At 42.6% G+C, this 15,668-nt stretch carries 16 protein-coding genes and 1 pseudogene; 9 read left to right on the top strand and 8 right to left on the bottom strand.

Features of this window, described 5'->3' with window-relative positions; translation table 11 throughout:
• Positions 1-43 precede the first annotated feature (43 nt).
• The 6 genes from ACLSU7_RS02510 to ACLSU7_RS02535 all read left to right on the top strand — a co-directional run bounded on the left by ACLSU7_RS02510 (position 44) and on the right by ACLSU7_RS02535 (position 7,834).
• On the top strand, positions 44-1,159 hold the full coding sequence (locus tag ACLSU7_RS02510; RefSeq protein ID WP_413293985.1) for a Glu/Leu/Phe/Val family dehydrogenase: 1,116 nt from the start codon (positions 44-46) through the stop codon (positions 1,157-1,159).
• Between the two features lie 222 nt (positions 1,160-1,381).
• Entirely contained in the window at positions 1,382-2,188 is an 807-nt protein-coding gene (locus ACLSU7_RS02515) for a tetratricopeptide repeat protein (protein ID WP_413293986.1), read from the top strand.
• Between the two features lie 19 nt (positions 2,189-2,207).
• Positions 2,208-3,365 carry a PQQ-binding-like beta-propeller repeat protein gene (locus ACLSU7_RS02520; RefSeq protein ID WP_413293987.1) on the top strand — a complete coding sequence of 386 codons (1,158 nt, stop codon included), beginning with the start codon at positions 2,208-2,210 and terminating at the stop codon, positions 3,363-3,365.
• Between the two features lie 45 nt (positions 3,366-3,410).
• Complete coding sequence (locus ACLSU7_RS02525; protein ID WP_413293988.1) at positions 3,411-3,788, top strand: hypothetical protein; 378 nt, start codon at positions 3,411-3,413, stop codon at positions 3,786-3,788.
• A 150-nt stretch (positions 3,789-3,938) separates the two neighbouring features.
• Positions 3,939-6,278 (top strand): hypothetical protein, encoded by a 2,340-nt coding sequence (locus tag ACLSU7_RS02530; protein WP_413293989.1) that lies wholly within the window; start codon positions 3,939-3,941, stop codon positions 6,276-6,278.
• Positions 6,257-7,834 carry a hypothetical protein gene (locus ACLSU7_RS02535; protein ID WP_413293990.1) on the top strand — a complete coding sequence of 526 codons (1,578 nt, stop codon included), beginning with the start codon at positions 6,257-6,259 and terminating at the stop codon, positions 7,832-7,834. Before ACLSU7_RS02530 ends, ACLSU7_RS02535 begins: the two co-directional genes overlap by 22 nt.
• Positions 7,835-8,661: 827 nt before the next feature.
• Here the strand turns inward: ACLSU7_RS02535 and ACLSU7_RS02540 are convergent.
• Positions 8,662-9,087 carry a PAS domain-containing protein gene (locus ACLSU7_RS02540; RefSeq protein WP_413295456.1) on the bottom strand — a complete coding sequence of 142 codons (426 nt, stop codon included), beginning with the start codon at positions 9,085-9,087 and terminating at the stop codon, positions 8,662-8,664.
• A 39-nt stretch (positions 9,088-9,126) separates the two neighbouring features.
• Positions 9,127-9,384 (bottom strand): annotated as a pseudogene (locus tag ACLSU7_RS02545) (hypothetical protein); the annotation flags it as partial.
• A gap of 211 nt (positions 9,385-9,595) precedes the next feature.
• On the opposite strand from ACLSU7_RS02545, the gene ACLSU7_RS02550 reads away from it, so the two are divergent.
• Positions 9,596-9,877, top strand: coding sequence for a helix-turn-helix domain-containing protein (locus ACLSU7_RS02550; protein WP_413293991.1), 282 nt, complete (start codon positions 9,596-9,598; stop codon positions 9,875-9,877).
• Between the two features lie 20 nt (positions 9,878-9,897).
• On the opposite strand, the gene ACLSU7_RS02555 is transcribed toward ACLSU7_RS02550, so the two are convergent.
• Entirely contained in the window at positions 9,898-10,356 is a 459-nt protein-coding gene (locus tag ACLSU7_RS02555) for a hypothetical protein (protein ID WP_413293992.1), read from the bottom strand.
• Positions 10,357-10,485: 129 nt separating this feature from the next.
• Here ACLSU7_RS02555 and ACLSU7_RS02560 point away from each other — a divergent pair, with 129 nt between their 5' ends.
• Positions 10,486-11,409, top strand: a complete 924-nt coding sequence (locus tag ACLSU7_RS02560) for a hypothetical protein (protein ID WP_413293993.1) — start codon at positions 10,486-10,488, stop codon at positions 11,407-11,409.
• 4 nt (positions 11,410-11,413) lie between these two features.
• Here the strand turns inward: ACLSU7_RS02560 and ACLSU7_RS02565 are convergent, their stop codons facing one another.
• Genes ACLSU7_RS02565 through ACLSU7_RS02585 form a run of 5 tightly spaced genes read right to left on the bottom strand, consistent with a single transcriptional unit; the run spans position 11,414 to position 14,770 of the window.
• Positions 11,414-12,175 (bottom strand): tetratricopeptide repeat protein, encoded by a 762-nt coding sequence (locus ACLSU7_RS02565; RefSeq protein ID WP_413293994.1) that lies wholly within the window; start codon positions 12,173-12,175, stop codon positions 11,414-11,416.
• A gap of 32 nt (positions 12,176-12,207) precedes the next feature.
• Positions 12,208-13,143 (bottom strand): hypothetical protein, encoded by a 936-nt coding sequence (locus ACLSU7_RS02570; protein ID WP_413293995.1) that lies wholly within the window; start codon positions 13,141-13,143, stop codon positions 12,208-12,210.
• Positions 13,144-13,152: 9 nt separating this feature from the next.
• A complete protein-coding gene (locus tag ACLSU7_RS02575) occupies positions 13,153-13,470 on the bottom strand; it encodes a KH domain-containing protein (protein ID WP_181607444.1) in 318 nt (105 codons plus the stop codon).
• Complete coding sequence (locus ACLSU7_RS02580; protein WP_413293996.1) at positions 13,467-14,324, bottom strand: alpha/beta hydrolase-fold protein; 858 nt, start codon at positions 14,322-14,324, stop codon at positions 13,467-13,469. The genes ACLSU7_RS02575 and ACLSU7_RS02580 overlap by 4 nt, the downstream gene beginning before the upstream one ends.
• A 44-nt stretch (positions 14,325-14,368) precedes the next feature.
• Entirely contained in the window at positions 14,369-14,770 is a 402-nt protein-coding gene (locus ACLSU7_RS02585; RefSeq protein WP_413293997.1) for a hypothetical protein, read from the bottom strand.
• 167 nt (positions 14,771-14,937) lie between these two features.
• Between ACLSU7_RS02585 and ACLSU7_RS02590 the strand changes: the two genes are divergently transcribed.
• A complete protein-coding gene (locus ACLSU7_RS02590; protein WP_413293998.1) occupies positions 14,938-15,639 on the top strand; it encodes a hypothetical protein in 702 nt (233 codons plus the stop codon).
• Positions 15,640-15,668 lie beyond the last annotated feature (29 nt).

A 15,668-nucleotide genomic window follows, 5' to 3' on the forward strand; every position in this document is an offset into this window, starting at 1 on the left:
GGAACAATGATCCCTAGGCAATTCTAATTAAGGAGAATTTTCCATGGGAACGTTTGAGTTGATCTCTAAACATGGTGACCACGAACAAGTGGTATTCTGTAATGACCCTGCTGTGGGTCTTAAAGCTATCATCGCTATTCATAACACATCTTTGGGTCCTGCTTTGGGCGGTACTCGTATGTGGAACTATAAGAATGAAGATGAAGCGTTGGTCGACGTTCTACGTCTTTCTAAAGGTATGACTTATAAGGCTGCGGCATCCGGCTTGAACTTGGGTGGTGGTAAAGCAGTTATCATCGGTGATGCTAAAACTCAAAAATCTGAAGGATTGTTCCGTGCTTTCGGTCAATTCGTGAACTCTTTGAATGGTAAATACATCACGGCTGAAGACGTGGGAACTTCCGTTCAAGATATGGAACACATCTACATGGAAACTCCATGGGTGACTGGTATCCCGAAAGACTTCGGTGGCTCAGGCGATCCATCTCCATACACTGCACACGGTGTATTGATGGGTATCAAAGCTTCTGCAGCTGAAAAATTCGGCACAGACTCTTTGAAAGGTATGCGCGTAGCGGTTCAAGGTCTTGGTAACGTGGGTTCCAACCTGGTTAAGTACCTTAAAGAAGAAGGCGCTGAAATCATCGTTGCTGATATCGATATGGCTCGTACTAAAAAGATCTCTGAAACTTACGGCGCGAAAGCCGTCAGCTCTGACGAAATCCTTTTCACTGAGTGTGATATCTTGGCTCCATGTGCTTTGGGTGCGATCGTGAACGATCAATCCATCACGAAGTTCAAGACTAAAGTAATCGCTGGTGGCGCGAATAACGTTCTGGCTGAAGCTCGTCACGGTGATCAATTGAAAGAATTGGGTATCTTGTACGCTCCAGACTACGTTATTAATGCTGGTGGCTTGATGAACGTATTTGTTGAGCTTGAAGGCTACTCTCCAGAGCGTGCTTTCGAAAAAACAAAACGCGTTTACGACAATATCGCGAAAGTTTACGAAGTTGCTAAACGTGACAATATCGGTACGCACACGGCTGCTGACCGTTTGGCTGAAGAGCGTATCAAAACTATTGGTCGCTTGAAACAACGTCACCCAGGTAAATCTTCTCGTTCATTCACGACTTTGAAAGAAGTTTACAACCGCTAATTCAGCGGCAGCTGACAGAGGCAGAGCGCCGGTCGGCGCGAAGGCTGAAGCAGCTTTTTGAAACGAATTCTAAGGGCTCGTTGCCATTCGGTAACGGGCCTTTTTATTTTAAACGCAGTGCTTCTGCAAAAACCAGCAGGCACCTTTTGAAAGGGTTGACTCTCAAGGGTCCGGGTTTAACAATTATTCGGTCTAAGTATTTATTAACAGCGAGGAATTATCTTGAGCACGAAGATTTCTAAAGAAGATTTGAAGAACCCAGACCAAGTTACAAAAACATTGAGACAAGGCTTTGTTTGGACAACAACTCACTCCAAAATTGTGATCACTGCGATTTTCGCATTTGTAGTTATCGGAGCGGGCGCATCTTTGATGAGCTATCTTTCCACTAAAAAGGAAATCGCCACTCAGGAAAAATACTTCTCTTTGGAAAAGTCCTATACAGAGAAAAAACGTGGCTTTGAAGAAGCGGCCCGCGCTGAAATGATGGCAGCGACTGCAAAAGACAAAAAGGCTGCTCCAGCATTTGATCCAAGCAAAAAAGCCAGCGGCGACATGCAAAAAGACTATGGCACTGTAATGACAGGCTTTGAAGCCTTGATCAACGAAGCTCCTAAAACAGTGGCTGGTCAAATGGCGGCATTGAATCTCAGCGATATCTATTTGTCTTATAAGAAATATGACGAGGCAGCGGCAGCTTTGAATAAAGTTGAAGCGGGTTTGAACAAGTCTGATCTGACTTCAGGTCTGGTTTGGATGCAAATGGGTAACGTGCTAGCTGATAAAGGCGATTGCAAAGGTGCTATCGAAAAATGGAACGTGGTTACCGCTTCTAAAGCGTTTAACTTTGCCCATGACGAAGCGAAACTTCGCCAAGGTCTTTGCTATGAGACTTTGAATGACTCTGCAAAAGCAGAGCAACTTTACACAGAAGTTTCCAACACAGCAGATACACAAAACACAGATTCCATCTCTTCTCGTGAAGCAGCGAAATATCTTCGTTTGTTGAAAGCGAAAAAGAATCTTTAGTTTTTAGGTAAGGGCGACCATGAAGTTTTTGATTTTTGGGGCTTTGGCTCTTTTTATGATGGGTTGTACGACGATTGATCAGTCCGTAGATAAAACTATGGAGCAATGGCGCGCGCTCAATAACAGCAAAAGAACTTTCGAAGTGAAGACTGCATGGGTTCGTCAAACAACTCAGAAAGATAATCTGGGCTTCCGCAAAATCAACCGTATGACTCCGATCCTCGCTGGCACTCTGGTGATTCAGGGGAACGGTATGGATGGTATTTCCGCTTACGGTCGTGAAGACGGTCAGTTGAAATGGCATCTGCCGGTTAAAAATGGTGTCGAGCCCAGTGCGACGTTGATTCGTGATCGCCTGTTCGTGGGCGCAAGCGATGGGAATTTTTATTCCATCGAAGCCAGCACGGGCCGCGTGCAATGGACTTTTCCGACGAAATCAGAAAACTTGTCAGAGCCTTTGCTTGATGAAGGTATTGTTTATTTCCTAGCGGGAAATAACGTTCTTTACGCTTTAGATGCAGCCACAGGCCGCCAGGTTTGGTTGTATTCCCGTCAAGACACGTCTGTATTCTCGATTCGTGGAGGCAGCAAGCCTGCGATTAAAAACGGCGTGATTTACATCGGCTTCTCTGATGGGTCCTTAGTGGCATTCAATGCGAAATCCGGGGCGGTGACTTGGGAGTTGCAATTAAACCGTAACAAACGTTTCCGCGATATCGATGCCAGTCCGATTTTGGATGGCGATCAAATCTATATTGCGGGATACGACGACAAGCTCTATGCCGTATCCGCAGCAAAAGGCGAAGTCTTGTGGCGTGTGGATCAAGGTGGATACAGTTCTGTAACCGTGGCTGGTGACCGAATCTATTACCCAACCACCACGGGTGAAGTTTTAGCTTTGAATAAATCCAACGGCCAAAAGGTCTGGAGCTTTAAAGTTAAGGACGGTATCGCCACTCAAGTAAAAGTCTTCAAAGGCATTCTGACCTTCGGTGAATCTCAGGGACGCTTGCAGTTCTTGGATGCAAACACAGGTCAAGTCTTGGGAGATATGGAGCCAGGACGTGGTATTTTGTCAGCTCCGCAAGTGGATGAAAAAATGGATCGTGTGTATTTCATCTCTGGTGAAGCCAACCTGTATGCGATTGATGCACAATGGGTTCGTACAATTAATTAGACTTGTTTACACTCCGTTCTCAACGGAGTAGCGGGGAGTGAGACGATGAGAAAATGGTTAACAGCAATTGTTCCAGTCCTTATTTTGGCAGCTTGCTCTCATGGTGACTGCCGGGGCGAGAAAATGAAAAAGACTCAAGCCGAAGCAGGAGCTGCCGTGGAAACTTCAAACACATCAGATCGCGTGAAAGTATTTAAACCAGATGGTTCTTTGCAATGTGGCCAGGGAAAACGTATTCCTTTGGCAGATATGCAAAAAGACCTGGGTTCGGTTCAAGTTTACTCCAGCAAAAATGCCAACGACGGTATGATGCGCATTCAACTTTGTGGAAGTCCCACTGGCAATTGCAATGTGTACGAGATCGATCGTAAAGATCTAGCAGCCGCTCAAAAAGCGGGCTTTAAAGAGTGGACGGCGGAGTAGGTTATCTCCCCGTCTCATTTTGATACGTCTGGTGAGTATACGACCAGATGCCAATTCTTGCGAGGGGAGTGAATCTCCCCCGATAAATTACCTAAAATCACATAGTTAACCGAGCACCCTCTTTGCAACTGGAACACACTGAGGTGTCGTGTGCGCTATTTATTCGTATTGGTATTTATATTCAATATTGGGTCGCAGGCTTTCGCAAATTCATCGCGAGATACTGCGGTTATTGAATCCGTGGATAGATTGCTGGCTGTCGATAGACTTCAGTACTACATCTTAAATTTGGCTGATTTTTTAAGTAATAAACGTGATCCAGCGTTGATTAAGGCTCTTTATTCGATCACTCCTGAAGACATTTATAAAGCGACGTCTGATGCAAAACTTCTGAACACCCCAGCGAATTGGGATGGTGTTATTTCCGCGATTCTTAATAAAAAGAATCCAGAATTAAAGGCATCTGCTGCTGATTTGAAATGGGATTATAACTTCTTTAAAAACAAACTTGCGACCAAGTTTACTTCCGAATCTCCAAAAGCAACTAAAGGCGTGAAACCTTTGGCTTTGGATTTTGCACAAGCTCCTTTAAATGAAAACCTTGAAGAGCGTATTGAGTCCAAATACCTGATGGATGTCGAAAGATATATCTCAGAAAAAACAACCCGCGCCTTTGTCTGGGATGCAATCGTAAACGAACGCAATATCTCATTCATCATTGGGGATCAAAGAGACTTCACAGAAACAGTTGAAAGAAACGGTTTTGAGATCGTTAAAGAGATAAAACCGATGGCCAGGAACTACAACAAAATCTTCTTGGCTTTTAATCCAAAGACACAAAAGCACTTTTATATGGTGAACTTGATCTCCGGCGCAGATCGTATCTTGCACTTTGTTGATCAGATCAAAGCTTTGAAATTTGAAGGCAAAACGTTTGCTTCTAAAAACGGTCAAGTCTCAGTTTATGGTGATGCGGAACGCTTCCATGAAAAACAGACCGTGATCTTAAAGGATATTTTCAAAAATCTGCCTGTGGCGGATAAGGTTTTGATTGGTCAAAAAGGAGCCTTTGAAACAGCCATCAAAGACGCTGGCATGCTTGATATCGTAAAGGTTCAAGCATCAGACCTTTTGAAATCTATGGGCGTCGATAAGGCTTCTCAGGTTTCGAAGTTTAACGGTATGGCTCAACGAGCGATCAAAGAATCTTCATTTCAGCTAGACGCGATTAACAATAGCAGCATTAAGATTGAAAACGTATACGAAAAATATGCTGATAGTATTCCTCGTGCATATGCACAGTTTACATCAGAACAAGCCAGCCACGAATTCAGTGATTATCTTTTGGAAGACTCCAACGGTCAGATTAAACGTTGGCGTGTGTTTTCCGCAGTCTGGGGCGACGAGATCGTTCCCATTGCTAAAGCTTTAAAGGACACCGGCCATAAAGATATCGTTTACATCGGTACCGCGGGCGCTATGGCAAATAAAGGCATTAAAGTCGGGGATGTTATCCGAGGTGGTGTCGTTCAAACGCATTCAGGCGAAAAATTAGCCTTTACCCAAGGCAATCTTGCACCCACAGCGCAAGACCGCGTGGCCGTTGTAGGTCAAGTTCATACTCCCTTTGAAGAAACAGACTCCTGGCTTAAAAAGACGGCTTCAGGATTCGATATTGTTGAAGTTGAAACAGGTTATTTACGCGAGATCTTGGGTGCACAAACCAAACTTGAAGCTTATTTCCTGATCTCTGACGTTGTGGGATCTGAAAATGAAACGCTGGCGCATGCAGCTCAGTCATCATCTCGTCGCAAACGCAATCAATTGAAACTTTTGGAAAATCTGTTTGTTCAAAACGGAATTCGCGCACCGATTTCTAACTATGAACCGATTCCACAAAATCCACGTTTTAAGGCCTTGTTCCGTAAATTAACAGAACTAAGCCCAAGCCGTGACGCTGTATCAGTGTTCCAAATGGCACAAACGGCGATTCGTGCTGGTTATACTGCGGAATCGGACCTTTCTGTGATCATGAAACAACCTAATTTCAAACGAGCTGATTTTGATTTCTCAATGAAGAGTCTAGGAAGCTTGCTTGCAAATACTCAGCAATCTTTGCCTCGCGGTCAGGCTTTAAAAGTATCCAGCGAAGATATTATGAATGGAACATTCAATCCAAAGGTTAAATCTGCGGTTTACGTGATCGCACCGGAAGGAATGACAGCTGAGCAGTTTAAAACTTATATTAATCCAACAAGTTTAGACTTTGTGAAAAAGTACTTCGATATTCGCGTGGTTGATGCAAAAGATTCAGCAGCCTCTGTAGGTCGATCAGTCTCAACTTTAAGTTCAGATGTTTTATTTGATGTGTATCGTGATGTGTTGGCTAAATCTGGCTTTGGTTTAGAGGTTGATATCTCTGGAAACTATCGCTTGAAAGAATTGACAGGATCTCTGGGGGCACCAAGATGTTCAACAGTGTTTATGTGATCCTGGCGATTCTTTTAATTCATTCAATTGGTTTTGCAGGGACTCCGCCGCAAGCTCTGACTTTTGATGAAAGTATTAGAAAGCTGTCGTTTTTGATTGGCGATAATATGAGCCGCAAACATGGCGGCGGTATATACGACAATCAACTGGAGCTGCGCGAAGCCGCAGTTACCGGTATAGAAAAAGTACCGTTGATCGATAACGAAAGCCACAGCCGCATCGTTTCTAGCTATGGTTCTGACGGGCTAACTATCCGTTTGCAATACGATGAAACCGTCGAAAAAAAGCCGGAACTGTTATTTAAGAACCTGTTGCTTTATACACGCCTGACTCATTTTGATTTAGGCGCGGATATTCGTGTTACGGACCGAGAATTTGATAAAATGTTTTTTGAATCGCCCCATACCTGGGCTGAATTACAGTTTAATAGTGAAAAGGGGAGTCTGGCAGCTCGTGCCCGCCTGGCCCATATTGAAAACGATCTCTTGAAATCTTCCTATGCTCAACCGACTGCTGAATTTTTGGAACAGATCTCTAAAACTTCGGGGCGTGTACAAAGAGTTTTACCAACCTTGATTCAGGAATCTACAAAAGAAACCCAAGAATTGGACCAACTGGCTTTAAAATCAGAGCGTCTGCAGAAAAAATCAACGGACACATGGAGAAATCAAACCCAGACTTTGGAACAATGGGAATCCCAGGCAGATAAACTCAATGATTTGATTTTAAAAAATGATCGCCAGGCTGTGGCGCAAATGATTTCCGATTTCTTGCCTTGGGCATCAATGACTCCTTCAGAATCCAGCGCCTGGAGTTTATGGCTTGAAGCCATTCGTCATCCTGATTTGACAAAATCTACTGTAGCATTTCGTGGTGTCGATTATGCGACTGATAAAATTCAACGCGTGAAAATGCCAGATGGTGAAACACGCGTGGCATTCATGTCCACCTTATTGACCAAGAATCAAGGAAGCTATACCAGACGTTTAAGATCTCTTTCCGTAAATCGTTTGCAAAATGGCGACCTGGCTTTTGAAAAATACAAAACGGGTGCTTCAGTGATTGGTATTTCTGATCAAATGACAAATCATGCACGAGAACCTAAAAGCTCTAGTTTCTTGTCTTTCACCTATGACCCTTGGGTTGCCACTAAGTTCGTGGGCAAGAAAAAGATCGTCGATGAAAAAGGTCAGATGAAGCATACTCCGAACGGCGGGACATTGGCCGTAAGGATCGATAGTCGTCGTTTATTTCCAAATATCATGTCGGAATATCCAGGTGAGATCGAATTGCTGGCACCTTTAGTTATCTTTCCTGATGAAGTCGTTGAATATAAAGAAGGTCCTTTCATGGGACAAATCAACAACGACACTATGGAAGTATTCCTGGCGAAGGTAGCGCAAAAAACAAATACGAACGTCACCATTTGGACAGATCGTGCGGCAAAGAAGTCGGTGTTTAAATTCTATTTCAAACGCGATGGATATAAGTTTATGGAGAACTTCCTGCCAAATAATCCAATATCTGCGCCATTGTGTTCACGTATTTTCAAATAACCATTGAAACATAATGATAAATTCTTAAGGATGACTTTCAATCAGGGTCCAGGTGTTAAATCTGAACTCTGATTTCACGTTTAATCCATTTGAATTTGCTGATTAATTCGTTCCGCATTTCAATCCTGTTCATTAAGAAAATGATCCGAGCTGACTTTGAAATGGAAATTTACAGTTTGAGTTCGATGTTTGAAATCAAACTTAAAATTTCCACAAATAATTGGATTCAAATGAATGGATTAAAACTAGCATTTTAGAATCTCAATTTTGATACAAAGAATTAACGATTTAATTCCTTCGAATTTACATCGAAATATCTACCTAAAGTGATGGTATTAAATGGTTCGTTTTAAAACATTCAAAAGGACTATCCAATAAGTAAGGTTTTTGATGCGTATTTGGCTTTAATTAAACGATCTTGAATCAGGGCATATCAATAGACCCATAAAAAGGTATGCTTAAAGATGGTCTTTTAAAGGATGATTTTAAAAGCATGGCTAAATAGTCGAGTTCGTAGGTTTAAAGGCGCTCAAGGATTGAGTTTAAACAGTAGAAATTAGGCTTAAAGAATCAGTGGGATTGATTCATTAATTCAGCCCAAAATGGGGGTGTTTTAATTGATCTGATCACTGAAATAGATCGGAAGCCCATTAAATACCAAATCAAATATACAGATTATAAGGTCTTAAGAAGCCCTCTAATCAAATCAAACACACATATACCGTTACATAATATAACTTATCAGAAGCTTTTATGGGTGTCTTTCCAGACCCTTTTTTTCGGATCCATATAAGGCAATGCTTTGAACCTTTTAGATTCAATACATACTAAAAGAAATAATCCACAGAACCTTGCGGTTGTTCAAGCTCTGATGGTCGGATTCTGCCGACCCAATAAATGTTCTGGATGCCTGAAGGATGCGTATCAACCATTTCGAATGAGATCACCGAGGATGGTAAACTCTCTCCATCTTTACATTTAAAATTAATTCCTCTGATCATTTTGGCGTTGCGAACCAGATCAAAGACATCTCCTTGATATCTTTTAGAACCCTTTGGAGCCAGTAGACTATTGATCGAAATTCCCGAGATTTCGTGGGTTTCATACCCCAAAGTGGTGGCAAATTTCTGTGACACATGAATCAGCGTTAAAGTCTTCTGATCTGCGACGGTAATCATTTCATCTTGCTGCAGCCAGAGTTCGATCTGCTCAAGAAACGTAAATTGACTCGTGTAATCTTCAATAATTTTCATTATGGAGTATCGTTTAGAATCAGGATCTTGGATTATCGTGACAGTCTCCATTACAAACAGACGCTTCCCGTTTTTTGTAAGGCGCCACGTAAATCGGACCCCACCCAGGTTCGTGATTTCATAGGGATCAGAACTGAAACAGGAATCCAATTTATCCAAAACATCGGCCTCGGAATAACCCGTTAAATTTTCTATATTGCTGTTCCAGAGTGTGATTCGATGTAAATCATCTGTCATATAAGCACAAACGTGTTCGATTTTTCGAATATGCTCCGCAATTGAATTTCGCCCTATCATACAATCCTTTAAGAAAAATACTTTACAGGCAGAACATTAGATAGCCCATCGGCTCGGGTCAAAGAAAGTTTTTTACCAACTTATTATGATTGAATATAATTACAGGTGCAATAAGTTGCAGTTTCAATTTTCCCTATAAATCGTTTTTGGATTAATATGTAAGTGTTTTTTATGAATATTAACACTAAAAATTCATTAAAAGGGTGAGTTCTTGTCCCTCTCCGACTATATCAGAAAGAAAAGAATCGACGCGCTTCTAACTCAGCAAGAAGCAGCCAAACTGTTGGGATACAAAAAATCTCAATTCCTTTCGAATCTAGAACTTGGAAATCGCAAACCGCCATTAGAAATTTTAAAGAAAATGTGCGAAGTCTATAACATTCCGTATGAAGAAATGCGCCAAGAATACATTACTAGTTCAACCAGAGAAGCTGGTGAGAATGCAGAAAAAAAATGGGCAGAATCCGATAAGGGAAGCTCTAAATATAAATAACAATTATTTCGAATAACTTTTTAATCTAAAATGATGTGATTGTTTGAAATCACTACAGTTGTGATTGGATTTACCAACTCCAAATGCACATGAGGTTTGTGAGGACTGTGAGTACCCATCAACGAATTGTTATCAATTCGAAAGCGGCGTTTTCCATCCGCACTGACGAAAACTCCGCTGTCAGACTTCCCGATCTGTTTATAGCCCGATCCCATCCATTGTGCGCCAAGCTCCAAGGCTTCAGATGAATTCACCGTAAAGCGACTTGTGTAATTGCCGTGATTTTCGATGGTTTCGATCAAGATCTTATTCACAATCTCGGCATTTATGGGTTCTACCGAAACTCGTTGTGCGGAATCAAAAACCTTTCCGCACTGATTCGCGGCCAATGCCGACGTCGCAAACACGACCAAGCTGGCAACAGTTAAAAGCAAGGTACTCAGAATGATCTTCTTTAAGCGGAGTTTAAAATTCATCATTTTGCTTTTAGCGAAAATCAGGCCCACGCCAAAATGAAGGTAAACGCTCTAGATCCATTCCTGTGCAGACAGCCTAGACAGTTGCCGTTTTAGGTACGTGGTCTCGCCTTTGCAAAATCATAAATCACTATGGTGAAGTTCCTTCGGTTTGGTTTATATTCGAAAGCAACGCTTTGGCTGTTTATATTCTATACAGCTGTCTTGCCAATACGGGCTCAAGCCGCCCATAGTTGTGAATACGTCTTCGCAGAAGAAGTTTCCAGCGTTCCGCGCGTATTCTATAAGCGGATTATCAGTAAAAGTCTCTCCGAAAACTCTGCACAAAACACCCAGACTAAACAGCAAATTGCAAAATTGGCCGAGGCTGTTTTACATGAAAATTCCCGCATCATTGAAAAAGCCCGAACTTACAATAAAGTTCATCTGACCGACTTCACAGTGGCAGATGTTAAATTGATGCCCGGAAATTTAGTCGATGGTTACGGTTTGTTTATCGTGAAATTAATCAACAAACATGACGGTGATATTGAGTTTGAGCAAATACGTTCTAACGGCCATGCCGCTTTTTTGGATAGATCTTTTCAATTCCGTGATGGAATTTCCAATAATCCAGTGGTCCGTAGATTCAAGGCGTCTTACGTCGATGAAAATGGTTTAATTAAAACGGTCGATCAAGGGGAAATTTTAATTTCCAGTCTTCCCGACCAAATTCACCTGTCACGGGTGATGACTCAAGCCGAGCGCGAACAATGGGTGGATGGGAAGCCTATTCAAGTAGGCCCCTTTGGAGCGAGAACTCATTTTGCCATTAACTATTTCAAGTTTCAAAAACAAGAACCTTATCTTATTCCGTATTCAAAGGCACAATTACTGGAGGCTTATCGCCGAGGTGACATTGAAATCAACACTTATGATGTGATTTCTCGTTATGAATTATGGCGGGGTAAAGTCGACCTTGAATTCGAGGTCGTGTTTACGGGCTTAAAATCCATGGAAACCTTGCGACCTCTCTTACAGGAAACTCTTCGTCAGGATATATTGCAGTTTAAATAAAGTCCTATTGTGTGTGGTAAAGACGAGCCTTAATCTCCGCAATGCGCTCTTCAACAAACGAAGTTGGATCCGGAGCTGATTTAATTTTTCCAGAGGTATAATCCAGCAACGCAGCCTCGTAGTACGGTTGAGCATCAGAATATCTTTTTAGATCATAATACGTATTGGCAATATTTAGATTAGAAACGTCGTGAAGCTTCGGGTTGGTTTTTGCCTTTTCCTTAAGATCCAAATACAATTCCAGCGACTTATTTAAATCTCCCAGGTAATTGTAATAGGCAGCTTCCTGAAATTGTTTTTCTTCTGGTGGATAAAAATCTTCAATCATCTTTTTTACGATGTCTTTGTATTGATCTTTAAACTCGGGCTTTCTTAATTTAGAGCGTAAAAACGAGATCAAACTATCCACCGCACGATTATTTCCTGCCGCCTTAAAGTCCTGATACATCTTCATCGGGTCATCACCCAATACGCAATTTTCACCTTGGAAGCACTTCAGTACAAAGCTTTCGAAATTGCCGACATTCAAAGTGATCACCGAAGCTTCGGGTTTTGCCGTATCATGATAGATCACTTGATCTGTACCTGAAGGCAATTGAATGCGGGTGATTCGATTTTCAGGAATAACCGGCGGCTGAGTAGAATCAACTGTGGATCCTGGCTCCCCCGCCTCGGTCCCCGTTTTTTTCGGAAAGAAAATCACAGCGAGAACAATTACGACGATTAAAATCACGAACAAAATAATGGCGGTTTTTTTGTTTTTCATAAATTCATGATGAACCAGTTTTAGCTCAAGGTCTACTGCAGCTGATTGAATTCGCCTTGTTTTTCCCGCAAAAGCTCCTGGACAGAACGAATCACTTCCTGCTGACCTTGTAAGTTTCTTTCCGCCTGATTGACTTGAGATTGCGCAGACATTTGCCCATAACGAGTTTGTCGATAGGCGTACTCCAAACGTTGAATCTGATCACGCAATGAATCTATTTGCTCCTGAATATCGGCCCGGGCCGCTGCGTTTTCAGATGCTATTTGCCGGGCTTGCGCCTGTGCCGTCTGTGTCCGTTCCAAAGCTTGAGCTGAAATCTGCAGCCTTTGAACTTTCATATCCTGCAACTGTTGGGTTTGAGCCGCGAGCTGTTGCTGCAAAATACTAACATTTTGATCGCGCAGGGTCAGATAGTTTAAATTGCCCATCCAATATTCAAGGTCTTCTTGAGTTCTGCGAATGATCGCCTCTTGATCCTTAATGTTTTTATCCATTTGTTCGGTGTAAAAGCGTGCGGCTGTATTTGTTTCGGTGGAAATGCGCTGGACCTCGCGCTGAATTTCTGCCTCATTAAATTGATCTCCCCGAAGAGTGTCAGTTAAGGACTGGATCTCTTGATTCGCGGTGCTGATCTGATTGCGATAGTTAAATTCAGCGCGATCGGGGTTGGTTTTATTTCGAATATCATCCAGATATTTTCGTTGCGTATCGAGCTTTTGGTTTTCTTGATACAGCTGAGTTGAAAGATCCTGAATCTCTTTTTGCAACTGAGTTTTTCGAAGGGAGTTGTCGACAGCAGGCTTTTCAGTCACGGCCGCAGTACGACGACGTAAAAGGCGTTGGGTGTCGTCGTTTTTTTCGTTCACGATTTCCTGTGTTCTTTTTAGCTCTTGGCCAAATTTAGTAAACCAGACACCAAAGCCGATCACTAAGACCACTACTAAAATGATCAAAGAATTTCTTGTCACTCCTGCCGCCTATACCGGAATCTCCACAATAGAACGGATTCCATTTCGTGCTGTCATGGCATGAACAACGGCTCGCAAGCCCATGATAGTTTTTCCTTGAGCTCCAATGACCTGACCTAAATTGTCTTTTGCACAATTCACGCGATAGACTGTCGTCTTGGGACCCACATAGGTCGTGACGGTGACGGTGTCAGGCTGATCGACTAAAAAGCGCACGACTTTTTCAATCAACTGCCGGATTTCCTCGCGGTATTCATCTGCATTGATATCGTCACCCTTGATGCGATTTTCTTCTTTAAAGCCTTTATATGATTCCATATCGTTCATTTCAAAACTCCTCTAATAAAATCAGCAGCTCCCTGACGATTGAAACTGCAGTGATACCCGTAAACAGGAGCCCACTGTGCCTGGAAGCTATATTTTTTTGCGATGTTAACAAATAACTGTGAGCCCTCTTGAAAACCGAAGTTGTCGCCTCGACCCGTTGATACATAATAGGCTGGCTTTAAAATTCCTTGAGGGTAAGACTCTGGCAGCTTTAAAGGATCGTGGTGATCCCAATCCTCCCCATCAACGATAAAATGTTTTGAAATATCAATCAGGGAGTCGACCAGAAATCCTTCAGCACGAGTGCGCTGTTTATAATCAGCAATTTCCTGACTGCTTGAATAAGGTCCAATCACCGAAAGAGCAGGACATAACAACAGAGCTTTGGAGAAATATCCAGGCATCCTTAATGTGGCTTCGGCAGCGTTAAAGCCCCCCATCGATTGGCCAATCACCATGCGACGACCTTGCCTTAAACCACCCACCTCGTTTTCCAAAAAAGGCAGGATGTGGTCTTTAAATAAAGGCAGGGTTCTGGATTTTACATTGTCTACCAGCATCCACGCCGGACCAAAAGAGATGGTGATGATTGTGGGTTCATAACCCTTTAGTAACCAACGTTTTGCAATGGAGCGCGTGTCGCCCTTATTAAACCAGGATTCCGCGTTGGCTGAAATGCCATGAAAGAAATAGACGATGTCTTGATTGCGAGTGCGATCGACTTGGTTGATGCAATATTTGAAATTGACGCCATTCAGATTTTTCGAAGAGCAACTATAATCCAAGACACCAGCGACAGATATCTTTAGATATAGCAAAGTGAAGAGCGCTGAAATAAACGCAAGTCTTCGCACTGGAGCCTCCATTTGAAATAGGCTCCGTCATGCGAATGTTGAAATCAATTTGCAATATCGAAATCTTCGCGAACTCTGTGTTTAGACACGAGAACTTGCTCGCCCGTATTTAGGCATTTTAGATAGAAGTGATTGTATCCCGTGTTGGTGATCACAAAACGACTTGGGGCTTTTGGCGAAATCTTTTTTGCCAACACCGAACCAACTTCAAGGTTTTCATACTTTTTTAAAAGCTTTTGCGACACTTGTGCACGATAAACGTGAAGGGCGACGGCTGCTACCAAAAACAAAAGAGCTGTCGTTCCACAAACAATCCAATGAAACTTTCTTTCCAACAATAAAGTAAAAGAAACTGGCGCCAATACAGACACCAAAACGATCGCTGCTGTCAGGCGGCGTTCCTGTTTTTGATACTTTCTAAATTCGTCGGAAAAAGTAGAAGACATAGACAAATCCCTCTCGATAAGGAGACTCTTATAAAACCACAAAAGGTTAAGAATCATCGAGTCCAGAAATGGTTAAAGTTTTGTTGAAGATTTATTTCGCCGCCCCGTGTCCCTTGCTGACAGTGGCAATTCGATGAGTTCTCCTGATTGAACTCAGTGAGGTTTTTATGCAACTTTTAGTTACTCTCTTGTTCGCGCTCCCAAGTTTCGCCTCCACTCAAGCACTGGATAATCCTGTGTGCCCGGATCGCGTTGAACGCGGGGGAAGCATTCAAGTGCAAATGCGCCCGACATCGAACGGAGACTGCTTTGTATCGATCAGTAACTATAAAATCGATAACATGTTCTACCGTGGATATATCTTTGCAGCAGACGGCAACCTGATGGTTTTTAACTCTTTCGGTGCAGGTCCAGTTTCAGAAACGACAGGAGCTCGCGAATTTTATACTTTCCCCCGCCGTCAGAAATATCCAACGTTTCTTTGGGACCAGGAACAAGGCAATTTGAAAGTCACCTCCACCACCGGAGACGAATATTACTTCGATCTGGAGTCGGCGCAGTTAAAAGGCCACAGCAAGGCTGAGGTCCAAGTGGCACCGGAAATTTCCAAAAACAATGCCGGTGGAGTGGAAATCAAAAACTACAAAGGTCTGATCCTGGATGCAGGATTCAAAATGGGTTCTGCACCGACCAGCAACCCTCGCAACAAAATTAAATTCACCGATGAAGTGGGAAAATCCTGCGAACTTATCGTCGGGGATATTTTCAGTTACCGGGAAGATGGTGACCCTTACGTGAAGTTTTCAGATAAAAATCTGAAAAACTTCCTTAAAAAGAAATGTTCAAAACTGAAATTTCCGACTTTGTAGGAATCCAATAAAAAAGGGGAGTTACACAC

This window comes from Bdellovibrio sp. HCB185ZH, assembly GCF_047302455.1.
Classification (GTDB): domain Bacteria; phylum Bdellovibrionota; class Bdellovibrionia; order Bdellovibrionales; family Bdellovibrionaceae; genus Bdellovibrio.